The sequence below is a fragment of the Azonexus hydrophilus genome (genome assembly GCF_001956855.1).
Classification (GTDB): Bacteria; Pseudomonadota; Gammaproteobacteria; order Burkholderiales; family Rhodocyclaceae; genus Azonexus; species Azonexus hydrophilus_A.
The window spans coordinates 49,250-70,384 of the sequence record NZ_MTHD01000002.1 but is presented as its reverse complement, the minus strand read 5'-3'; the positions used below and the strand labels follow the sequence as shown (position 1 = coordinate 70,384).

At 60.3% G+C, this 21,135-nt stretch carries 21 protein-coding genes; 7 read left to right on the top strand and 14 right to left on the bottom strand.

Translation table 11 applies throughout. The annotated features are described in order from the left end of the window. Window positions 1-4: 4 nt before the first annotated feature. The 3 genes from pheA to gyrA are packed head-to-tail and all read right to left on the bottom strand — an operon-like array spanning window position 5 to window position 4,840. Entirely contained in the window at window positions 5-1,096 is a 1,092-nt protein-coding gene (gene pheA, locus BJN45_RS04805) for a prephenate dehydratase (protein WP_076092695.1), read from the bottom strand. 4 nt (window positions 1,097-1,100) lie between these two features. Then, entirely contained in the window at window positions 1,101-2,186 is a 1,086-nt protein-coding gene (gene serC, locus BJN45_RS04800) for a 3-phosphoserine/phosphohydroxythreonine transaminase (RefSeq protein ID WP_076092693.1), read from the bottom strand. Then, complete coding sequence (gene gyrA, locus BJN45_RS04795) at window positions 2,186-4,840, bottom strand: DNA gyrase subunit A (protein WP_076092691.1); 2,655 nt, start codon at window positions 4,838-4,840, stop codon at window positions 2,186-2,188. The genes serC and gyrA overlap by 1 nt, the downstream gene beginning before the upstream one ends. Window positions 4,841-4,929: 89 nt before the next feature. Here gyrA and BJN45_RS04790 point away from each other — a divergent pair, with 89 nt between their 5' ends. The 4 genes from BJN45_RS04790 (at window position 4,930) to gph (ending at window position 8,427) form a co-directional block, all read left to right on the top strand. Then, window positions 4,930-6,285, top strand: a complete 1,356-nt coding sequence (locus BJN45_RS04790; RefSeq protein ID WP_240494493.1) for a TRZ/ATZ family hydrolase — start codon at window positions 4,930-4,932, stop codon at window positions 6,283-6,285. Window positions 6,286-6,328: 43 nt separating this feature from the next. Next, window positions 6,329-6,985 carry an OmpA family protein gene (locus BJN45_RS04785; RefSeq protein ID WP_076092689.1) on the top strand — a complete coding sequence of 219 codons (657 nt, stop codon included), beginning with the start codon at window positions 6,329-6,331 and terminating at the stop codon, window positions 6,983-6,985. Between the two features lie 70 nt (window positions 6,986-7,055). Next, the gene (gene ubiG / locus BJN45_RS04780; RefSeq protein WP_076092687.1) at window positions 7,056-7,754 is read left to right on the top strand and encodes a bifunctional 2-polyprenyl-6-hydroxyphenol methylase/3-demethylubiquinol 3-O-methyltransferase UbiG; all 699 of its coding nucleotides are present in this window, start codon (window positions 7,056-7,058) and stop codon (window positions 7,752-7,754) included. Continuing rightward, a complete protein-coding gene (gph, locus tag BJN45_RS04775; RefSeq protein WP_076092685.1) occupies window positions 7,747-8,427 on the top strand; it encodes a phosphoglycolate phosphatase in 681 nt (226 codons plus the stop codon). The genes ubiG and gph overlap by 8 nt, the downstream gene beginning before the upstream one ends. Here gph and BJN45_RS04770 read toward each other — a convergent pair. After that, complete coding sequence (locus tag BJN45_RS04770) at window positions 8,411-10,558, bottom strand: ABC transporter substrate-binding protein (protein ID WP_076092683.1); 2,148 nt, start codon at window positions 10,556-10,558, stop codon at window positions 8,411-8,413. The two genes, gph and BJN45_RS04770, sit on opposite strands and share 17 nt — an antisense overlap. A gap of 79 nt (window positions 10,559-10,637) precedes the next feature. Between BJN45_RS04770 and BJN45_RS04765 the strand changes: the two genes are divergently transcribed. Next, window positions 10,638-11,093, top strand: a complete 456-nt coding sequence (locus BJN45_RS04765) for a peroxiredoxin (RefSeq protein ID WP_076092681.1) — start codon at window positions 10,638-10,640, stop codon at window positions 11,091-11,093. Between the two features lie 36 nt (window positions 11,094-11,129). After that, on the top strand, window positions 11,130-12,548 hold the full coding sequence (locus BJN45_RS04760; protein ID WP_076092679.1) for a PhoH family protein: 1,419 nt from the start codon (window positions 11,130-11,132) through the stop codon (window positions 12,546-12,548). Window positions 12,549-12,605: 57 nt separating this feature from the next. On the opposite strand, the gene BJN45_RS17740 is transcribed toward BJN45_RS04760, so the two are convergent. Next, entirely contained in the window at window positions 12,606-12,791 is a 186-nt protein-coding gene (locus BJN45_RS17740) for a hypothetical protein (RefSeq protein WP_170873025.1), read from the bottom strand. Window positions 12,792-12,810: 19 nt separating this feature from the next. Here BJN45_RS17740 and BJN45_RS17490 point away from each other — a divergent pair, with 19 nt between their 5' ends. Next, the gene (locus tag BJN45_RS17490) at window positions 12,811-13,878 is read left to right on the top strand and encodes a transglutaminase-like domain-containing protein (protein WP_170873024.1); all 1,068 of its coding nucleotides are present in this window, start codon (window positions 12,811-12,813) and stop codon (window positions 13,876-13,878) included. An 11-nt stretch (window positions 13,879-13,889) separates the two neighbouring features. On the opposite strand, the gene dnaB is transcribed toward BJN45_RS17490, so the two are convergent. From dnaB to BJN45_RS04700, 9 genes are all read right to left on the bottom strand, one after another. After that, complete coding sequence (gene dnaB, locus BJN45_RS04745; RefSeq protein WP_076092673.1) at window positions 13,890-15,296, bottom strand: replicative DNA helicase; 1,407 nt, start codon at window positions 15,294-15,296, stop codon at window positions 13,890-13,892. Between the two features lie 60 nt (window positions 15,297-15,356). Continuing rightward, entirely contained in the window at window positions 15,357-15,803 is a 447-nt protein-coding gene (gene rplI, locus BJN45_RS04740) for a 50S ribosomal protein L9 (protein ID WP_076092671.1), read from the bottom strand. Between the two features lie 18 nt (window positions 15,804-15,821). Beyond that, window positions 15,822-16,097 (bottom strand): 30S ribosomal protein S18, encoded by a 276-nt coding sequence (rpsR, locus tag BJN45_RS04735; RefSeq protein WP_076092669.1) that lies wholly within the window; start codon window positions 16,095-16,097, stop codon window positions 15,822-15,824. Further along, the gene (gene priB, locus BJN45_RS04730) at window positions 16,069-16,383 is read right to left on the bottom strand and encodes a primosomal replication protein N (RefSeq protein WP_170873057.1); all 315 of its coding nucleotides are present in this window, start codon (window positions 16,381-16,383) and stop codon (window positions 16,069-16,071) included. Before priB ends, rpsR begins: the two co-directional genes overlap by 29 nt. Before the next feature lie 40 nt (window positions 16,384-16,423). Beyond that, entirely contained in the window at window positions 16,424-16,801 is a 378-nt protein-coding gene (gene rpsF, locus BJN45_RS04725; protein ID WP_076092665.1) for a 30S ribosomal protein S6, read from the bottom strand. A gap of 149 nt (window positions 16,802-16,950) precedes the next feature. Further along, entirely contained in the window at window positions 16,951-18,720 is a 1,770-nt protein-coding gene (locus BJN45_RS04720) for a type IV pilus assembly protein FimV (RefSeq protein ID WP_139326288.1), read from the bottom strand. Window positions 18,721-18,763: 43 nt separating this feature from the next. Then, complete coding sequence (locus BJN45_RS04710) at window positions 18,764-19,429, bottom strand: energy-coupling factor ABC transporter permease (RefSeq protein WP_076092659.1); 666 nt, start codon at window positions 19,427-19,429, stop codon at window positions 18,764-18,766. A 9-nt stretch (window positions 19,430-19,438) separates the two neighbouring features. Beyond that, complete coding sequence (locus BJN45_RS04705) at window positions 19,439-20,371, bottom strand: electron transfer flavoprotein subunit alpha/FixB family protein (RefSeq protein ID WP_076092657.1); 933 nt, start codon at window positions 20,369-20,371, stop codon at window positions 19,439-19,441. Window position 20,372: 1 nt separating this feature from the next. Continuing rightward, the gene (locus BJN45_RS04700) at window positions 20,373-21,122 is read right to left on the bottom strand and encodes an electron transfer flavoprotein subunit beta/FixA family protein (protein WP_076094059.1); all 750 of its coding nucleotides are present in this window, start codon (window positions 21,120-21,122) and stop codon (window positions 20,373-20,375) included. Window positions 21,123-21,135: the final 13 nt, after the last annotated feature.

Genomic DNA, 21,135 nt, shown 5'->3' with positions numbered 1-21,135 from the left:
ATTCTCAATAAACAGCGATCGGGTAGGACCCGAGAATTTTCAGATAAGCGGCATAGCCGGACAGCTTTTCCAGCGCGGCCTTGACCGCCGGATCATCACGATGCCCCTCGATATCGACGTAGAAAACGTATTCCCACAAGGCATTGCGGGCCGGTCGCGATTCCAGACGACACATCGAGACACCGGCCGTGGACAGCGGCAGCAGCAGTTCATGCAGCGCGCCGGTGCGATTCGGCGCCGACATGATCAGCGAGGTCTTGTCGCGACCGGAAGGACCGGCATCGTGCTTGCCGAGCACCAGGAAACGCGTCGTGTTGTTCGGCTCATCCTCGATGTTCTCGGCCAGTTTCGGCAAATCGTAACGGGCCGCTGCAGCCTCGCCGGCGATCGCCGCGCTTCCCGCTTCGCTGGCAGCCAGCTGCGCGGCCTGGGCGTTGCTGCCGACCGAAATGCGCTGGGCGTTCGGCAGCACGCGGTTGAGCCATTCGTGACACTGCGCCAGCGACTGGGCATGCGAGTAGACACGGGTGATGGCGTTGAGATCGGTTTCCCGGGTCAGCAGGTTCTGGTGGATGCGCAGCACGACTTCGCCACAGATGCGCAGCGGCGTGGACAACAGCAGATCCATCGTCCGGCCGACCGCGCCTTCCGTCGAATTCTCGACCGGCACGACCGCGTAATGCGCGTGGCCCGATTCGACCTCGCGGAACACGTCGTCGATCGACGACTGCGGCAGCAAACGACCGGCGTGGCCGAAATGCTTGGTCGCCGCCGATTCCGAGAAGGTGCCGAGCGGCCCGAGAAAGGCAACGCCCAGCGGCTGTTCGAGCGACAGACAGGCTGACATCACCTCGCGGAAGAAGAAAGTGATGTTCTCGCCCGGCAACGGCCCGGGATTGGCTTCCTGCAACCGGCGCAAGACCTGCGCCTCGCGTTCCGGCCGGTAGATGAACCCGGCGTCGCCGAATTCGGCCTTGATCTCGCCGACCCGCTGCGCGCAACGGGCACGTTCGTTCAACAGGCGCAGGATGTCACCGTCGATGCGGTCGATATCGGCACGCACGCCGGCCAGGGCTTTGGAGAGATCGTCGCTCATGCGGTCAACCGTTCCTCTTGGCGAAATCATTCATGAAACCGACCAGCGCCTGAACTGCGTCAAGCGATACGGCGTTGTAGATCGACGCGCGCATGCCGCCGACCGACTTGTGGCCCTTCAGGCCGAGCATGCCGGCAGCCTTGGCGTCGGCGAGGAAAGCCGCATCCAGTCCGCCATCGGCGAGGACGAAAGGCACGTTCATCCGCGAGCGGCAATCGGGATCGACCGGATTGGTGTAGAAACCGCCGGAGTTGTCGATGCATTCGTACAAAATCCGCGCTTTTTCGGCGTTGACCGCATCAATGCCGGCCAGCCCGCCCTGCCGCTTCAACCACTGGAAAACCAGCCCGGCGATGTAGATGCCGTAGGTCGGTGGCGTATTGAGCATCGAGCCGTTCTCGGCCATCACCGCGTAATCCATCACCGTCGGGATGTTGAGCGGCGCCATGCCGAGCAGATCACGATGGATGATCACCAGCGTGACGCCGGACGGGCCGATGTTCTTCTGCGCCCCGGCGTAAATCACCCCGAACTTCTCGACCGGCACCGGCCGCGACAGGATATGCGACGACATGTCGGCAACCAGCGGCACACCGGTATCGGCGATGCGCTGGGCGGGAATCTCGACACCGTGGATGGTTTCGTTGGTGCATACGTGCAGGTAGGCGGCAAACGGGTCGAGCTTGATTTCCTCGGCTGTCGGCAAGCGTGTGAAGCCGCTTTCCTCGGTGCTGGCGGCACAACGCACCGTACCGATACGCTGCGCTTCCTTGTAGGCCTTCTTCGACCACGAACCGGTGACGATGTAGTCGGCCGAACGGCCTGCCAGCAGGTTCATCGGAATCTGCGCGAACTGCTGCGTCGCCCCGCCCTGCAGGAACAGCACCCGGTACTGCTCGGGAATGCCCATCAGCTCGCGCAGGTCGGCTTCGGCCTGGGCCAGGATGGACATGAATTCCTTGCCGCGATGGCTCATTTCCATGACGCTGCAGCCGGCGCCCTGCCAGTCGAGCAGTTCTTCCTGCGCCTGCTTGAGGACTTCTTCGGGAAGCGCAGCCGGGCCGGCGCTGAAGTTCCAGATACGGGTCATCAGGCCTCGCCTCCCTCGTTGTCACCACCTTCGTTGCCAGCCTCCGGCGCCGGCGTTTCGCCTGCAGCATCGGCCACCACTTCGCCTTCAACTTCGCCTTCGACCTCGGTATCAACTTCGACCACCGATTCGGCAACCTTCTCCAGGCCGGCGAGTTTTTCTCCTTCGTCGAGCGAAATCAGCGTCACGCCCTGAGTCGCCCGGCCCATGCCACGGATTTCCGAGACACGGGTACGGATCAGCACACCGCCAGTGGTGATCAGCATCACCTCGTCGTCATCGCCGACCAGCTTGGCACCAACCACGACGCCGTTGCGCTCGGAATCGGCAATCGCCTTGACGCCCTGGGTGCCGCGACCGGAGTGGCGGAAATCGGCGAGCACGGTGCGCTTGCCAAAACCGTTTTCGGTCGCCACCAGCACGGTCTGCTGGTCATCCTCGGCAACCAGCAGCGAGATCACCGTCTGCCCCGGCTGCAGCTTCATGCCGCGCACACCGCGGGCACCGCGGCCCATCGGACGGACGTCTTCCTCATCGAACCAGACTGCCTTGCCGGCGTTCGAGACGAGCACGATGTCGCTCTGGCCGGTGGTCAGTTCGACGCCGATCAAATAATCGTCATCAAGCAGGTCGACCGCAATAATGCCGGCCTTGCGCGGGTTGGAGAAGTCGGACAGCGGCGTCTTCTTGACCGTGCCGTCGCGGGTCGCCATGAAGATGAACTTGTCATCGACGAATTCCTTGACCGGCAAGACGGCATTGATCCGTTCGCCTTCTTCCAGCGGGAAGAGATTGACGATCGGCTTGCCGCGACTGGTCCGGCTGCCCTGCGGCGCTTCGTAGACCTTCAGCCAGTAGCAACGGCCGCGGTTCGAGAAGCACAGGATGTAATCGTGGGTGTTGGCAACGAACAGGTGATCGACGAAATCCTCGTCCTTGATCGCCGCCGCCTGCTTGCCGCGACCGCCACGGCGCTGGGCGCGGTAGTCGGCGAGCGGCTGGGCCTTGACGTAGCCGCCGTGCGACAGCGTGACGACCATGTCCTGCGGCGTGATGAAATCCTCGATGCCGAGTTCCTGCGTGTGCAGCACGATTTCCGAGCGGCGCTCGTCGCCGAACTGCTCGCGGATCGCCGTCAGTTCGGTGACGATGATCGCGGTGATCCGTTCCGGCTTGGCCAGGATGTCGAGCAGGTCGAGGATCTTGGCCATGACGTCCTTGTACTCGCTGACGATCTTGTCTTGTTCGAGACCGGTCAGGCGCTGCAGACGCAGTTCCAGAATGGCCTGGGCCTGCGCGTCGGACAGGCGATAGCCCTGCGCCGACAGGCCGAATTCGGGCGCCAGACCGTCCGGACGCGAGGCATCCGACGAAGCACGGACCAGCATTTCCTCGACCACCGGGCTGCGCCACTGGCGCTCCATCAGGCTGCGCTTGGCATCCGGCGGCGTCGGTGCGGCCTTGATCAGGGTGATGATTTCATCGACGTTGGACAGCGCGACCGCCAGACCTTCGAGGATATGACCGCGTTCGCGCGCCTTGCGCAGTTCGAACACGGTGCGCCGCGTCACCACTTCACGGCGATGCGACAGGAAGCACTCGATCAACTGCTTCAGGTTGAGCAGGCGCGGCTGGCCATCGACCAGCGCCACCATGTTCATGCCGAAGGTGTCCTGCAGTTGCGTCTGCTTGTACAGATTGTTGAGGATGACTTCGCCGACTTCGCCACGCTTCAGTTCGATGACCACGCGCATGCCGGACTTGTCCGACTCGTCGCGGATGTCCGAGATGCCTTCGATCTTCTTCTCGTTGACCAGTTCGGCGATCTTCTCGATCAGCGACTTCTTGTTCACCTGGTAGGGAATTTCGTCGACGATCAGTGCCTGGCGATCGCCCTTGCCGATATCCTCGAAGTGCGTCCGGGCGCGCATGACGACGCGGCCGCGACCGGTCTTGTAGCCCTCGCGCACCCCCATCACGCCGTAGATCAGCGCCGCCGTCGGGAAATCCGGCGCCGGGATCAGGTCGATCAGGTCATCAATGGAGATTGCCGGGTTTTCCAGCATCGCCAGACAACCGGCAATGACTTCATTGAGGTTGTGCGGCGGAATGTTAGTCGCCATGCCGACGGCAATACCGGACGAACCGTTGATCAGCAGGTTGGGAATGCGCGCCGGCATGACCAGCGGCTCGTTTTCCGAACCGTCATAGTTCGGCCCGAAATCGACAGTTTCCTTGTCCAGATCCTCAAGCAACTGGTGCCCGATCTTGGCCATGCGCACTTCGGTGTAACGCATCGCCGCTGCGCTGTCGCCGTCGACCGAACCGAAGTTGCCCTGGCCATCGACCAGCATGTAACGCAGCGAGAAATGCTGCGCCATGCGGACGATGGTTTCGTAAACTGCCGAATCGCCGTGTGGATGGTATTTACCGATGACGTCACCGACAATACGGGCCGACTTCTTGTAAGCCTTGTTCCAGTCGTTGTTCAACTCATGCATCGCGAACAGCACGCGGCGATGCACTGGCTTCAGGCCGTCACGGGCATCAGGAAGAGCCCGGCCGACGATCACGCTCATCGCGTAATCGAGATAGGAACGCCGCATCTCGTCTTCGAGGCTGATCGGCAGGGTTTCTTTGGCGAATTGGTCCATGTCTCTTGAGTCCGCGCCGAATTATTGGCGCTTTGTTTGGTTGAAGCACGCGTAATTTGCTAGTTTACCACGCCACCCACGGCGAACCGATGCCCTTTTCCATGACACCGACACCCGAAACCATAGACCTGTTGATCGAAGCCCGCTGGATTGCCACGGTCGACCAGGACGAAACCCTGAAAAACCACGCCGTCGCCGTTCACGATGGCCGCATTCTCGCCATCCTGCCAACGGCTGAGGCGCGCAACCGCTATGCGCCAGCAGCGCGCCACGTGCTCGACCAGCACATCCTGATCCCCGGCCTGATCAACCTGCACACCCATGCCGCGATGTCGCTGATGCGCGGCATCGCTGACGACATCCCGCTGATGGAATGGCTGCAAAAGCACATCTGGCCGGCAGAATCGGCGCTGGTTTCGCATCAGTTCGTACTCGACGGAACGCGACTGGCCTGTGCCGAAATGCTGCGCGGCGGGATTACCTGCTTCAACGACATGTATTTCTTCCCACAGGCCGCGGCGCAGGCAGCCGGCGAATTCGGCATGCGCGCCGCACTGGGCATCACGACGCTCGAGTTCCCGGGCAACTATGCCAGCGATGCCGACGACTACATCGCCAAGGGGCTGGCGGCGCGTGAAGCCTGCAGCGGCAATCCGCTGCTCAGCTTCTGCCTGGCCCCGCACGCCCCGTACACGGTCTCCGACCGGAGCTTCCAGCGCATCGTCACCCTGGCCGGTCAACTGAACCTGCCGATTCACTGCCACATTCACGAAACCTGCAATGAGATCGAAGACGCAATCAAGCAGCATGGCCGACGACCACTGGCCCGCCTGCAGGACCTCGGCTTGATCGGTCCGTCCTTCATCGGCGTTCACGCGGTGCACCTGAACGATGCGGAAATTGCCCAACTGGCCGCAGCCAGTTGCAGCATTGCCCACTGCCCGAGTTCCAACCTCAAACTGGCCAGCGGCTTTGCCCGCATCACCGAAATGCAGCGCGCCGGCGTCAATATTGGCCTGGGCACCGACAGCGCCGCCAGCAACAACCGCCTCGACATGTTCTGGGAAATGCGCATGGCAGCCCTGCTGGCCAAGGGCCTCAGCGGCGATGCCAGCACCCTGCCGGCCCTTGAAGTGCTGCGCATGGCAACCTTGAACGGCGCCCGGGCGCTGGGTCTGGATGATGTCACCGGTTCGATCACCCCGGGAAAATCCGCCGATCTTTGCGCCGTCTCGCTCGGCGACACCGACTGCCAGCCCTGCTTCGACCCGCTGTCGCATTTGATTCACGTTGCCGGCAGGGATCAGGTCAGCGACGTCTGGATTGCCGGGAAATGTGTGCTGGAGCACAAAACTTTACGGATAGGCAACGAATTTCACTTGGATGCCAGTACGGCGCTATGGCAGAATAAGCTGGAAGTTTGTACTGGCTCGAATGCTGCCTGATACAAGCCGCTGGATTCATCCATTTCTTCAACGAGGGAAGACTATGATCAAAAATATCGCCAAAAAGACCCTGGCAATCGCTCTGCTTGCCGGTATCGGCTTCTCGGCCGTTGCCCAGGAACGTGTTTATGTCATCGACCAGCGCGACGTCGTCGCCAAGAGCGGCTTCGGCCTGTGCTGGCGCACCGGTTACTGGACCCCGGCCGGCGCTGCCGCCGACAAGGCCGGTTGCGAGTGCGACAAGGACCTGCTGCCGAAGGCTGCTTGCGAAGGCAAGGCTGCACCGGCACCGGCTGCTGCCGTAGGCGGTCCGAAGCCGACCGGTGAGAAGATCACCGTCGCTGCCGACGCCCTGTTCGACTTCAACAAGGCTGTCCTGCGTCCGGAAGGCAAGGCCAAGCTCGACGAGCTGGTCTCCAAGGCTGCCGCGATCAAGCTCGAAGTGATCCTGGCCGTTGGCCACACCGACCGTATCGGTGGCAACGCCTACAACCAGAAGCTGTCCGAGAAGCGCGCTGCCGCGGTCAAGGAATACCTGGTTGCCAAGGGTATCGAAGCCAACCGCGTCTACACCGAAGGCAAGGGCGAAACCCAGCCGGTCACCGGCGACACCTGCAAGGGCAACGCCAAGACCAAGGCCCTGATCGACTGCCTGCAGCCGGATCGTCGCGTTGACATCGAAGTCATCGGCACCAAGTAATCTGCCGCTGCTACAATGCAAAGCCCTGCCTCGGCAGGGCTTTTTCTTTTTCTACCTTGCGAATCGAGCCATGATCAACGCCGACCCCGCCGAACTGGCAAAATTTGGTGACCTTGCCCACCGCTGGTGGGACCCCAACAGCGAATTCAAGCCGCTGCACGAGATCAATCCGCTGCGCCTGGGCTGGATCAACAGCGCCTTACCGCTGCGCGGCAAGCGCGTCCTCGACGTCGGCTGCGGTGGCGGGTTGCTGTCCGAAGGCATGGCAGCGCTCGGTGCCGAAGTGACCGGCATCGATCTGTCCGAGAAGCCGCTCGGTGTCGCCAGGCTGCATCTGCTGGAAAGTGGACACAAGGTCGATTACCGGAAAATCGCGGTCGAAGAGTTGGCCGACGAAATGCCGGGGAGTTTCGACGCCGTGACCTGCATGGAGATGCTGGAACATGTGCCGAATCCCTCCAGCACGATCACCGCTTGCGCCCGCCTGGTCAAACCCGGTGGCACGGTGTTTTTCTCGACACTGAACCGCAATCCGAAGTCCTACCTGTTCGCAATCATCGGTGCGGAATACGTCCTGCAAATGCTGCCCAAGGGGACGCATGACTACGCCAAGTTCATCAAACCTTCCGAACTGTCACGCTGGGCCAAGATGGGCAATCTGGAGCCGGCCGAAGTAATCGGCATGAGTTACAACCCGCTCACCAAGGAATACAGCCTCGGCCGCGACACCAGCGTCAATTACCTGATGCGCGCCGTCAGGAATGCTTGAGGCCGTTCTATTCGACCTCGACGGCACGCTGGCCGATACCGCACCGGATCTCGCGGCCAGCGTCAATTTTTTGCTCGCACAGGAAGGTCGACCGCAACAATCGTTCGCACACCTGCGCCCTTATACCTCGCAAGGCGTGCGCGGCATGCTCGGTGCCGGTTTCGGCATGACACCGCAGCATCCGGATTATGAACGCCTGGCTGCGCGTTTTCTCGACATCTATGAAACGCGACTGTGCGTCGACAGCCGTCTTTTCGATGGCATCGCGGACTTGCTCGACACCCTCGATGCTGCCGGATTGCGCTGGGGCATCGTCACCAACAAGCGGATGCGCTTCACCGACCCGCTGGTCCGCCTGCTCAACCTCGCCCCGCGCACACCCTGCGTGGTCAGTGGCGATACGACGGCCGAAGCCAAGCCGTCGCCATTGCCGGTAGTGCACGCCTGCGAACTGCTGGGCGTTGATCCTGCACACAGCGTTTATGTTGGCGACGACCGCCGCGATATCGTTGCCGGGCGGGCCGCGGGATGCAGGACAGCTGCCGTGCGCTGGGGCTATTTTGGCGACAGCGGTCCTGTTGAGGCATGGGGTGCCGACATCATCGTGGACCATCCGCAAGCCCTGGCCGCATGGTCGCTGGCTGCCTGCCGGACGATCAGCGCTCCCCGCTGACCGCCGCCCGCTCCCGCCGCCGGTAACCGAGCACGGCCGGTACGCCGGCCAGCACGACAAGCGCCAGTCCGACCAGCACCGGCCACAACACCGGGGCATTCCACGCGGACCTTGCCTGCGCCCGCTCGGCAGCGTCGATCCGCTGGTATTTCAGGGTGTTGTTGCCAACATCGTTCGGTTTGCGGTTCTTCAACCAGCGATGCGTCAGCGTGTAGCTCTTGGGGTGCAGGCCAAAGACCCAGGGCGCATCGTGGCGCAGGATGTCGTTCATCTGCCGGACGATGCGCAGGCGCTCCCGCGTGTTCTCCATGTGCTTCATCTGCAGGAACAGCCGGTCGTACTCCGGATTGTCATAATTGGCCGAATTGGCGCCACCTTGCAGCCGGCCTTCCGGCCCATGCAGCAGAAACAGGAAATTCTCCGGATCGGGATAATCGGCGTTCCAGCCAAGGTAGAAAAGCTGGAAGGCACCCTTGCGCAGCTTGTCCTGAAAGCGGTTGAAGTCGGTCGTGCGGACCACCAGTTGCACATCGATCTTGGCAAACTGACGTGTCAGCCAGTCGAGACGCGACTTGTCGCCCATGCCACCGGCGGTGGTATCGAGATTGAGCACCAGCGGCTCGCCGGTTTTCGCATCGCGCCCATTCGGATAACCCGCCTCGGCGAGCAGTTGCCGCGCCACTTCGACCGGTTTGCGTACCGGTTTGCCGTCGATCCAGTCGTAAACAACGCGATTGATCCCGGCCTCGCCTTCTTCATAGCCGAAAATACCGGGCGGAATCGGCCCCTGCGCGGCGATGCCGCGGCCGTTCTGGAAGATCGAAATGAACTCTTCCTGATCCAGCGCAATCGATACCGCCTGGCGCAGCTTGGCGCGGCGCTCCGCCAGCCCGCCGACGACGCCGTCCTGCATGTTGAAGCCCATGTAGAAGGTCGAGGTCCGCACCGAGGTCAACAATTCGATGCCCTTGTCGCGCATCTCGTCGGACAGGGCGACGTCACCGCCAACATTGACGCGTACGGCCTGGTCAAAGCTGTCGGAAGAAATGCCAGAGGCGTCGTAGTAGCCTTGCAGGAACTTGTTCCAGTACGGAATCGCTTCCTTCTCGCGGGTGAACACCGCCTGCTCGATGAACGGCAACGGCTTGCCGCAGTCGACCAGCAGGCCGGCCTCGGCATCACCGGCTTCACCTTCGCAGGGATAGGTCTCGCCACGGAAATTCGGATTGCGGGTCAGCACCATGCGCCGGTTCGGGTCGTTCTCGGTCAGCATGTAGGGACCGGTGCCGACCGGCCACCAGTCGAGCGTCAGGTTCTTTTCGCGCATCCCCGGCTGGGCAAAGAAGCGGTCAACCTCGCGCGGCACCGGCGCGAAGAAGGGCATCGCCAGCCAGTAAGCGAACTGCGGATACTTGCCGCGGATGCGGATGCGCCAGGTCCGGGCATCGACGCGTTCGACGCCGGCAAGCGGATGGCGGTCGAGATCGATCCACCCCTCGTCCGGCACCTCCTTGGCAGCACCGCGCAGGCTGTCACCAAGCTCTTTCAAACCGACGATCTTCTCGGCCATCATGCCGTAAATCGGCGAGTGCAGGCGCGGATGCGCCAGGCGCTTGAGCTGATAGATATAGTCGTCGGCGGTCAGCTCGCGCGTTCCAGTTTCTGGAAAATCGGCAATGCGCTGTCGTCCGATGGCAGCATTTTTGCCCAGATACAGCGGTTGACCGTACGCATCGAGGGCAAAGGCGGGATGCGGCTGATAACGGATGCCCGGCCGCAGGGTCAGTTCGTAGACGCTCTCGGCAATGCTCTCGGCTGGCGAGTCATCGGCCAGCTGGCGCCCGTCCGCCGCGAAATAACGCGGATGCGGCAGGGCGTCGACCGTTGCCGGAAGCAGTTCATAAGGCCGCTTGAGATAGTGGTACTGCAGCGGTGGCTCGTAAATCTGGGCCGTGAAGGTGGCTTCATCTTCGGTATAGGACTGCGCCGGATCAAGATGCTTCGGACGGTCGGTAAAGGCCGTGTAGAGAATGTCACGGCTGGCGTCCCCGGCGGGATACGGTGCATTCCACGACTCGCCGCACGCAGCAAGGCAAGTACAGAGCAACAAACAGGCAAAGAGTTTTCCCATGGACGGGAGTTTAACAAAGGCTTGACCGGGCTAGCGACCTCCGAACAAAATGCCCTGAAACCCATCACAGGAAGGCAACATGCTCGATACCAAGGTTCCCGACTTCACCCTTCCCGCCACCGGCGGCCAACCCTTCAATCTGGCAGCGCATGGCGGCAAGATCGTGGTCATCTATTTCTACCCCAAGGACAGCACGCCGGGCTGCACCACCGAAGGACAGAATTTCCGCGATCTTCACACCGAGTTTCTTGCGGTCGACGCGGTCATTCTGGGCATTTCCCGTGACAGCCTGAAAGCGCACGAGAACTTCAAGAGCAAGCAAGCCTTCCCGTTCGAGCTTGGCTCGGATGCCGACGAAACCGTCTGCAACCTGTTCGGCGTCATCAAGCAGAAGATGATGTACGGCAAGCAATGCCGCGGCATCGAACGCAGCACCTTCGTCATCGACCGCAGCGGCACCCTGCGCCGTGAATGGCGCGGCCTGAAGGTGCCGGGCCACGCCCAGGAAGTGCTCGATTACGTCAGGACCCTCTGATCGCAGTTCCCCCCAACCATCTCCGAGACCACCGACATGCCGCGCCAACCCGCCGTCAAGAAGCCCGCGATGACCAAGATTTTCGTGCTCGACACCAACGTCCTGATGCACGACCCCAGCTGCCTGTACCGCTTTGAGGAACACGACGTCTTCCTGCCGATCATGACGCTGGAAGAACTCGACAATCACAAGAAGGGCATGTCGGAAATCGCCCGCAACGCCCGTCAGGCATCACGCACGCTGGACGAGATGCTGGCACATGATGATGTCGACATCGACGAAGGCATCGATCTCTACGGCCCGTCGAGCAAGCTCGCCAGCGGCCGCCTCTACCTGCAGACCGAGGCGATCAGTGCCGAACTGCCGCAAGGCCTGCCGACATCAAAAGTCGACAACCAGATCCTGTCGGTGGTCATCCACCTGCAGAAAAAATTCCCGAAACGCCCGGTCATCCTGGTGTCGAAAGACATCAACATGCGCATCAAGTCGCGCGCGCTCAACCTGCTTGCCGAAGATTACTTCAACGACAAGGTCCTTGAGGATACCGACATCCTCTACTCCGGTACCCGCGCCCTGCCGGAGAATTTCTGGGACAAGCACGGCAAGGGAATGGAGTCGTGGAAAAAGGACAGCAAGACCTACTACAAGGTTACCGGCCCGCTTTGTCCACAATTTCTGGTCAATGAGTTCGTCTGGCTGGAAAAGGATGGCTTCACGGCCATCGTCAAGGAAACCGCCGGCAAGACCGCCGTCCTCGAAACACTGATCGACTACACGCATCCGAAGAATGCCGTCTGGGGCATCACCGCCCGCAACCGCGAGCAGAATTTCGCCCTCAACCTGCTGCTGAACCCTGACATCGACTTCGTCACCCTGCTCGGCCAGGCCGGTACCGGCAAGACCCTGCTGACGCTCGCCGCAGGCCTGACCCAGACGCTGGAAAGCAAACAGTTCGCCGAGATCATCATGACCCGGGTCACCGTGCCGGTCGGCGAGGACATCGGCTTCCTGCCGGGCAGCGAGGAAGAAAAGATGGCGCCGTGGATGGGGGCACTCGAAGACAATCTCGAAGTGCTGACCCACACCGACGACAACAGCCCCTACGGCGGTGACTGGGGCAAGGCGGCGACGCACGACATCATCCGCTCGAAGATCAAGGTCAAGTCGCTCAACTTCATGCGCGGCCGCACCTTCCTGAAGAAATACCTGATCATCGACGAAGCCCAGAACCTGACGCCGAAGCAGATGAAAACACTGGTCACCCGTGCCGGCCCGGGCACCAAAGTCGTCTGCCTGGGCAATATCGCCCAGATCGACACGCCGTACCTGACCGAAGGCAGTTCCGGCCTGACTTACGTGGTCGATCGTTTCAAGGGCTGGACGCACTCCGGTCACATCACGTTACAAAGAGGCGAACGCTCGCGTCTGGCAGATCACGCAGCCGACGTGCTATAGTCATTTCGACCTAACAAGGCCGTGTCCTGGACACGGCCTTTTCATTTCGATCCCTGATCATTGCCCGAGGACAGCCTTGAAACGCAGAGATTTTCTTGCCGCGTCTGCCCTTTTTTCTCTTTTTGCCACGGAAGCTTCGGCTGCCCCGGCAAAAAAGGCGAGTACTACCAAGAAAAAGACCGCAGCCAAGCCGAAAAAGAAAAAAACCACCCAGGCCGCCCGCAATAATCGCAACACCAGCACCCAGGCCTCCAGAGCCCCCGTGCATAGCGCTAACACGCCACTGATCGACAGCCCACCCGAGGGCACATCCACCTCCCGCCTGCCACCGGTTAGAGCCCAGGAATTGCCCGGTGATTGGCGTACCTACGAAATCGTCACCACTGTGACGTTGAAATCCTCCGGACAAGCTGCACGATTCTGGCTGCCGCTACCGAGCAGCCAGGAAAGCATTTACCAGCGCACGCTAGGGCACACTTGGCAGGGCAACCCCAGCCGTGCTGGTATCTTGCGCCAACCGGACGGAGCGCTTGAATTGCTGCAATGCGAATGGCCTGACGCCGCCAACGCCAGCCTGCGCCTGGTCACACATGTCAGCATCGCAGACCGCCATTTCGACGTTACACGGCGCAGCATCGCCCCTGATCGGGACGACATCCTGCGCCGCAACCTGCAGGCAACAAGCTTGATTCCCAATGATGGACTGGCAAAGCAGTTGGGCGAACGCATCGTCGGCCGCATCAAGGACCCGGTCGCACAGGTCAAGGCCATTTACGACTGGATCTGTGAAAACACGATCTACGATCCCTCACTGCCAGGTTGCGGCAGCGGAAATATTCATCAGCAGCTGATCTCCGGACAGTATGGCGGGCGTTCGGCCGACATCAACGGCCTCTTCGTCTCGGTGTGCCGCAGCATCGGCATTCCCGCACGCTGTGTCTACGGCCTTCGCATTGGCCGCTCCCGGCTCTTCCGCAGTCTGGGTCTGCGCAGCGACGATGCAACCCAGGGCCAGCATGTCCGGGCCGAATTCTACCTACCCGGCTACGGCTGGATTCCCGTAGATCCCAGCGATGTCCGCCGCGCCGCAGCCTACGAGGCCATTCCGGAGCACGACAGCCGGCTCACTTCGCTGAAACGGATTCTCTTCGGTGTCTGGGAGATGAACTGGACGGCCTTCCATGTCGGCACTGACCTGCGGCTACCGGAGCACCCCGACCGCCTGCCTTTTTTCGTCATGCCCGAACTGTATCTCAATGGTCAGCGGGTCAATGAAGCGCACCCGGCAAAAATGGCCTATTCGATCAGCGCACGCCAAGTCGAACTTTAATCCGCCCAGAATTAATCTCTTGCGTCCTGGAAACCGCCCGACGCGAGGTTTTCAAATCGCGTGTATTCGCCCAGGAAGGCGAGGCGTACGGTGCCGGTCGGACCATTACGCTGCTTGCCGATGATGACTTCTGCCATACCCTTGTCTGGCGTGTCCGGCTTGTAATATTCATCGCGGTACATCATCAGGATCACGTCGGCATCCTGCTCGATAGCACCTGATTCGCGCAAGTCGGACATCATCGGGCGCTTGTCGGTACGTTCTTCAACCTTTCGCGACAACTGCGAGAGCGCAACGATGGGCACCTGCAGTTCCTTGGCCAGCGACTTGATCGAGCGGGAGATTTCGGAAACTTCAGTCGCCCGGTTTTCGCCCTGCTTGTTACCACTCATCAACTGGATGTAGTCGATGACCAGCAGGCCGAGTTTGCCGCCGTACTGGCGGGCCAGGCGGCGCGCCCGGGCGCGCAGGTTGGCCGGGCTCAGGCCACCTGTCTCATCGATATAGATCGGTGCTTCATGTAGTTTGCCGAGCGCGAACGACAGCCGGGACCATTCGTCATCCGACATCCGCCCCGTCCGCAAGCTCTGCGAGTTCAAACGACCAATTGACGCAAGCATACGCATGGCCAGCTGGGCACCACCCATTTCCATGGAAAACACACCGACCGGCAAGCCGGTATCGACAGCCACGTTTTCAGCGATGTTCAGCGCGAATGCAGTCTTCCCCATCGATGGGCGACCGGCCACGATAATCAAATCTCCCGGCTGGAAACCTGAGGTTTTCTGATCCAGGTCGACAAAACCTGTCGGCACCCCGGTGATGTCAGAGGGATTGTCCCGGTCGTGCAGCTCCTGAATACGCTCGACCACCTGGGTCAACAGCGGATTGATATGAACGAAGCCCTCGGCATGCCCGGCACCCGCTTCAGCAATCTTGAAGATTTTCGACTCGGCTTCGTCAAGCAACGAGGCCGCGTCACGCCCCAATGGATTCAGGGCATCGGAAGCAATTTCATCTGCCGTCGCCACCAGTTGGCGAAGCACGGCTCGCTCCCGGACGATTTCCGCATAACGGCGGATATTGGCCGCCGATGGCGTATTCGCCGCGAGTTCACCAAGATAGGCCAGACCGCCGGTCTGATCGCCCTCCCCTGCCGCATCCAGTGCTTCGGCAACAGTGACGACGTCGGCCGGTTTGGCCTTTTCCAGCAGATTGCGGATTTGACGAAAGATTCGCCGGTGCTCATCACGATAGAAATCCGTCTCGGCTACCTGATCGCCGATCCGGTCCCAGGCCTGATTGTCCAGCAGCAAGCCGCCAAGCACCGATTGCTCCGCTTCGATGGAATGCGGAGGCACCCGCAGCATATCGAGGGAGGGATCAGTATTTCTGGGCTTGTTCGGACGCTGGTTCATGGTGACTTAAAGTAAAAAGGCCTCGCAATTGCGAGGCCTTGAAGCGTAAGTTAAACCGTCTTACTCGGCAACAACGGTCACCGAAATATTGGCCAGCACATCGGTGTGCAGCGCAACATCAACCGGGAACTCGCCAATCGCCTTGAGCGGACCGTCCGGCAGGCGGATGGACGACTTGTCGACGGTGAAACCGGCAGCAGCCAGCGCCTCGGCGATGTCGGCATTGCCAACGGAGCCAAACAAGCGACCGTCCATGCCTGCCTTGCGGGCGACGGAAACGACAGTACCGTTCATCTTGTCGGCAACAGCCTGAGCAGCAGCAAGCTTCTCGGCAGCAGCCTTTTCCAGTTCGGCACGGCGTGCTTCGAACTCGGCCATGGCAGCCGGCGTGGCACGCTTGGCCATGCGTTGCGGAATCAGGAAGTTACGGGCGTAGCCATCCTTGACCTTGACCACGTCACCGAGGTTACCCAGGTTGACAACCTTCTCGAGCAGAATGATTTGCATGTTTCGTCTCCCCGGAAATTATTGATGGTTGTCGGTGTAGGGCAGCAGGGCCAGGAAGCGGGCGCGCTTGATCGCGGTGCCCAGCTGGCGCTGATAGCCGGCCTTGGTGCCGGTCAGGCGAGCCGGCATGATCTTGGCGTTTTCCTGGATGTATTCCTTGAGGACGTCGACGTCCTTGTAGTCGATCTGCTCGACCTTTTCCGCGGTGAAGCGGCAGAACTTGCGACGCTTGAACAGGCTGTTGCCGCGACGCTTTTTCTTGTCATCAACCTTCTTCTTGAAGAATCGTGCCATTTTCGTTTCCTTCCAAATATTCGATAGTGTTCGCGTGGATCACGGGTGTTCTGCTGTTGCGTCCCCGGGCAGCGACGAATCCTTCGATTCGCATCATGCCGCCGAGCGGTGCTGCTTCGAGCCAGCGCGCTGCATCTCCCAGAGCCAGGACTGCCATTTCAACTTCCACCTGTCTTTCGCTGCCGTTTTCGATCAGCGCCGAGTGGTGTTGCAGCCTGCCTTCACTGACCGGGATGCCTGCCGGTGTGTAGCGCAAGGGTTTGCGCTCGACCAGGCTGCCGGACAGGGTGATGTTGTTCAGTACGCTATTTCCCGTGAAACCCGGATCAGGCAGCAGCGACTTCGGCTGCAGCTTCGGTTTCGCCAGCCAGCAGCGACTTCGACTTTTCTTCCTTCATCATCGGGGAAGGCGTCGTCACGGCGGCCTTCATCTTGACGGTCAGATGACGCAGGACTGCATCATTGAACTTGAAGGAATGCTCGAGCTCGCCCAGCGTCTCGCCGTCGCACTCGATATTCATTAGCACGTAGTGTGCCTTGTGGATCTTCTGGATCGGATAAGCCAGCTGACGGCGGCCCCAGTCTTCCAGACGGTGCACCGAACCACCCTTGGTGGTCACGATGGAACGATAGCGCTCGACCATGCCGGGCACTTGTTCGCTTTGGTCCGGATGGACGATAAAGCAGATTTCGTAATGGCGCATGCAAACTCCTTTTGGGATAAGCCCCCCGTCATGCGATAGCGGTAGGGCAAGGTGGAAAAGCCCACGACTATAACATCAATCGTGGGCTTTATGAACAAAAACAAACCAGAACAATCCGCCAGCCAGTCCCTTAAGCTCAGCACACAGCATCACCCGTGCCTGGCAATTTCCTTCTCCATGCGATTGGCCGTCTCCTTGAGCTCGATCAGGAACAGGATTTCCTCCACAACCGGCAAGGCAAACCCCTGGCGCTGGCCGCCACGGTTGTCGCGCAACAACTGGTACAGATAACCAACCACATCTTCGGAATCCCACATCCTCACGACACCACTCATGATGCGTGGCATGTCTTCCAAGCCCTGTGCCTTGGGGGGCTGCGAGAGATTTTCGGAAGCCGTTCCATCATCCAGGACCAGATCAACCGGCGCACTTCCTGCGACATCCCAGGATTGCACCTCGACGTTGAACTGCTGGTTCAGGTTTCGGGCGACGGCATCGAATTCATCCCGCATGCCCGCCATACGGTAAACATCCATCAAACGAATCCACGGCTGCAGTGCCTCCTGGGGATTATTGTCGATGTATTCCTGAAGCGCCTGCGCTGCCCCCTTGACCCGCCCGAAAGAAAGCATGATGTCAGCCAGCTCCATCACTGGATTGGCTTCAAAGTGCTCGTCCAGCGTCGTTGCATTGATGGACAGTACCGAATCCCCCGGGCGTGCGGCAACTGGCGCGCGAGCGACAGGCGCGGCGACTTCCGAGGAAACATTGCTCTCAAGCTCCAGATCAACCTGCAGCGGCGCTCCCATGGCAGAAGGCTCAAGATGCAGGTCCACCCCGCCCTTTTCTTCAATTTCACCCTGCCGCGGCGCATCGACAATCGGCTCAGGAGAGACCGCAACAAATCCAGCCAGCCCCCCCTCTCCCGGACGATGCTCCCGGCGATTTCGCCAGAACAACCACCCACCAAGACCTAACAACAATCCCAGCAACAAGCCGTATAGCGTCCAATCAGAAAACCACGGCTCCTCAACCGGCGGTTTCAATGATTCATCAGGCGACTGTTTACGGGGCGCAGCATCAGTTGGCGGGGCACTTGCTACTGCATTGGCACTCTCGGTCATTGCCAACGCCTTGCCCTGCAACTCTCCCAGCGTCGCCTCCATGTTGCGCAGTTTTTCGGCCGCCTCCAACTGGCTGGTGGCCTGCTCATGCAACGCTGACAGCATGCGGAATTCAAGGCGCAGGATTTCCCGCTGGGCCTCGGCCAGATCACTGACAAGCATATGCTCGCCAAGCGCCGTGGAAAGACGCAAGAAGCTGTCACCATCACCATCTCCGGCAGACAGCAACAAACGATCTGATACAGGCTCGACCGGCATGGCCGGCGCTGCCGGAAGCAATTCCGGCGTGGGCGATTTCGGCTGTTGACGCGCAGGTACAGAAGCAGGCTTTCTGCGCGGAGCGACTTCACGCGCAGCAACATCCCGGCGCACGGGAGACTCCGTCTTGACTCGAGGGACGACAACGGGTTCTGCGAGCGGTACCTGATAAGGCGAGGCCAGCAGTGTGTACTCCCTGTACACCTCGTAGCCACAAGCCAGATGTACAGCGACCTGAATCACTGGCTCACGCAGTACCTGCGCGGAACGAATCCTCAGGACAGGAGGCTTGCCGCCCCCGACTAGGAAATCTGCCTGGCGAAGCCATGGCAGATCATCTCCTCCCTGCGGCTTGACCAAACGAAAACAGGCTGCATCCGGTGGAGTACGCTCGACACCAAGAATGCTGACGGTCAACTCAAGACGATCACCGAGAATGGGCTGCCCACGCAACTCGCCGAGACCAACGGCCGACACCGCGCCTGAAACAGCAACCATCAGCACACCCAGCGTGACGCGAAAGCCCAGTCGATTCAACGACGCACCCCTCAATGACGATCAAATATCCCGATTGTAGCGCTTATTTCCCGGAAAGATAACGAGAATCATCGAAAGATACCACCCATTGCGGCCGATAGACGACAAACAGGGTAATGATCATTCCCGATAACCATGCCTCCGAAAACGCGAGTAGAAAATAATAGGGGAAATATTCGTCAAACAGATAATCCCACGCATAGACACCAGCAAATCCGAGAACACCACTGGACACCAATCCCACACCAAGAATTACCAGCGCAGCGGCCAAAAATCCGTTGACGAAAATGTAGATGAAAAAATGTTTCGGCAGAATAGTGGAGAACATCCGGAATAACTGATAGCTCAGGAAGACGGGGAGCGCAGCCAGCAGAAGCGCATTGGCCCCGTAGGCAAAACTGCCAGCGGCCCCATTCAAGGTAATGCCCAATGTAACCAGACAGAGACCGATAAAGGCCAGATGCGGACCAAATGCCAGGGCAAAGACATTGGCACCCAGAAGATGCAGCGTGAGTCCCGGCTTGACTCCGGCTTTCAGGCTCCAGAGCAGGACCAGAAGAACCACCATGCCCAGCCAGAGATTCGACTGTTCCGAGTCGCCAAGACGTTTCCACGGCGCCCGCCAAACGCTGCGGGCGAAAAGAGGTATCCAGACGGCCCAAGCCACCCAGTACCACGTTTCGCCCAGCAGGTTATCGGTCAGATTCACGCGGCCATTTTAGCCGAGTGCGTTCTCCAGTTGCGGAACCGTTTCGAACAAATCAGCCACCAAGCCATAATCAGCAACCTGGAAGATCGGCGCATCCGGGTCCTTGTTGATCGCAACGATCACCTTGGAATCCTTCATGCCAGCCAGATGCTGGATCGCACCGGAAATCCCTATCGCCAGATAGAGTTGAGGCGCAACGATTTTTCCGGTCTGCCCCACCTGATAGTCATTCGGCACAAAACCGGCATCAACTGCTGCACGGCTGGCACCAAGCGCAGCACCAAGCTTGTCGGCCAGAGGCTCAAGCAACTTGTGATAGTTTTCACCACTACCCAGACCACGGCCGCCCGAGACGATGATTTTGGCCGCACCCAGCTCCGGACGCTCCGACTTCGTCAGTTCACGCCCCTGCAACTGGGTCATGCCGGCATCGGCCACTGCAGCCAGCGACTCAACCGGCGCATTGTTGCCACCCGCCACCGCATCAAACGCTGTCGTCCGAACGGTAATGACCTTGACGGCATCGCCACTTTGTACCGTGGCCAGGGCATTGCCCGCGTAGATCGGACGCACGAAGGTATCGGCCGATTCGACCGCGGTGATTTCCGAAATCTGAGCCACATCCAGCAGGGCTGCGACACGCGGCAGAAGGTTCTTGCCGTAGGTCGTCGCCGGCGCGAGGATATGCGAATAGCCGGCGGCATTGGCCACCACCAGCGCAGCAACGGTTTCCGCCGTCTGCGCCTCATAGTGCCCGGCATCGACGACAAGCACCTTGCTTACCCCCTGCAAGGCTGCCGCCTGAGCGGCGGCTGCAGCACAACCAGCGCCGGCAACCAGCACATGGATATCGCCACCGATCCTGCAAGCTGCCGCCACGGTATTGAGGGTGGCAGCCTTGATGCTGTGATGGTCATGTTCGGCAATTACGAGAATGGTCATTTCAGATCACCTTCGCTTCGTTCTTGAGTTTATTCACCAGTTCAGCCACATCGGCCACCTTGACGCCAGCAGAGCGCTTGGCCGGCTCGACAACTTTCAGGGTTTTCAGGCGCGGCGCGACGTCGACCGCAAGATCTTCCGGCTTGACGGTTTCCAGCGGCTTCTTCTTTGCCTTCATGATGTTCGGCAGCGTCGCGTAGCGCGGTTCATTCAGGCGCAGATCAGTCGTCACAACCGCCGGCAGCGAAAGCTGCAGCGTTTCCAGACCGCCATCGATCTCGCGGGTAACCACGGCCTTGCCGTCGGCAATGACGACCTTCGAAGCAAAAGTCGCCTGCGGCCATCCGGCCAGCGCGGCCAGCATCTGGCCCGTCTGGTTGGCATCATCATCGATGGCCTGTTTGCCACATACCACCAGCTGCGGTTGCTCCTTGTCGCACAGCGCCTTCAGCAACTTGGCCACCGCCAGCGGCTGCAATTCGACATCGCTTTCCACCAGGATGCCACGATCGGCACCGATGGCCATCGCCGTGCGCAGGGTTTCCTGACAGGCGGCAGGGCCGCAGGAAATTGCCACGACTTCGGTTGCAATCCCGGCCTCCTTGAGGCGAACGGCCTCTTCGACAGCAATTTCGTCGAAGGGATTCATGCTCATCTTCACATTGGCCAGATCGACGCCACTGCCATCCGCCTTGACCCGGACCTTGACGTTATAGTCCACCACCCGCTTGACGGGAACGAGAATTTTCACTGGCATCTCCTTT

Coding starts and splice junctions, on each gene's coding strand:
- ubiG (WP_076092687.1), top strand. CDS start 7,056: ATGATCAACGCCGACCCCGCCGAACTGGCAAAATTTGGTGACCTTGCC.
- gyrA (WP_076092691.1), bottom strand. CDS start 4,840: ATGGACCAATTCGCCAAAGAAACCCTGCCGATCAGCCTCGAAGACGAG.
- dnaB (WP_076092673.1), bottom strand. CDS start 15,296: ATGAACCAGCGTCCGAACAAGCCCAGAAATACTGATCCCTCCCTCGAT.
- BJN45_RS04785 (WP_076092689.1), top strand. CDS start 6,329: ATGATCAAAAATATCGCCAAAAAGACCCTGGCAATCGCTCTGCTTGCC.
- pheA (WP_076092695.1), bottom strand. CDS start 1,096: ATGAGCGACGATCTCTCCAAAGCCCTGGCCGGCGTGCGTGCCGATATC.
- rpsF (WP_076092665.1), bottom strand. CDS start 16,801: ATGCGCCATTACGAAATCTGCTTTATCGTCCATCCGGACCAAAGCGAA.
- BJN45_RS04760 (WP_076092679.1), top strand. CDS start 11,130: ATGCCGCGCCAACCCGCCGTCAAGAAGCCCGCGATGACCAAGATTTTC.
- BJN45_RS04765 (WP_076092681.1), top strand. CDS start 10,638: ATGCTCGATACCAAGGTTCCCGACTTCACCCTTCCCGCCACCGGCGGC.
- BJN45_RS04790 (WP_240494493.1), top strand. CDS start 4,930: ATGCCCTTTTCCATGACACCGACACCCGAAACCATAGACCTGTTGATC.
- BJN45_RS04705 (WP_076092657.1), bottom strand. CDS start 20,371: ATGACCATTCTCGTAATTGCCGAACATGACCATCACAGCATCAAGGCT.
- rplI (WP_076092671.1), bottom strand. CDS start 15,803: ATGCAAATCATTCTGCTCGAGAAGGTTGTCAACCTGGGTAACCTCGGT.
- rpsR (WP_076092669.1), bottom strand. CDS start 16,097: ATGGCACGATTCTTCAAGAAGAAGGTTGATGACAAGAAAAAGCGTCGC.
- BJN45_RS04770 (WP_076092683.1), bottom strand. CDS start 10,558: ATGGGAAAACTCTTTGCCTGTTTGTTGCTCTGTACTTGCCTTGCTGCG.
- gph (WP_076092685.1), top strand. CDS start 7,747: ATGCTTGAGGCCGTTCTATTCGACCTCGACGGCACGCTGGCCGATACC.
- serC (WP_076092693.1), bottom strand. CDS start 2,186: ATGACCCGTATCTGGAACTTCAGCGCCGGCCCGGCTGCGCTTCCCGAA.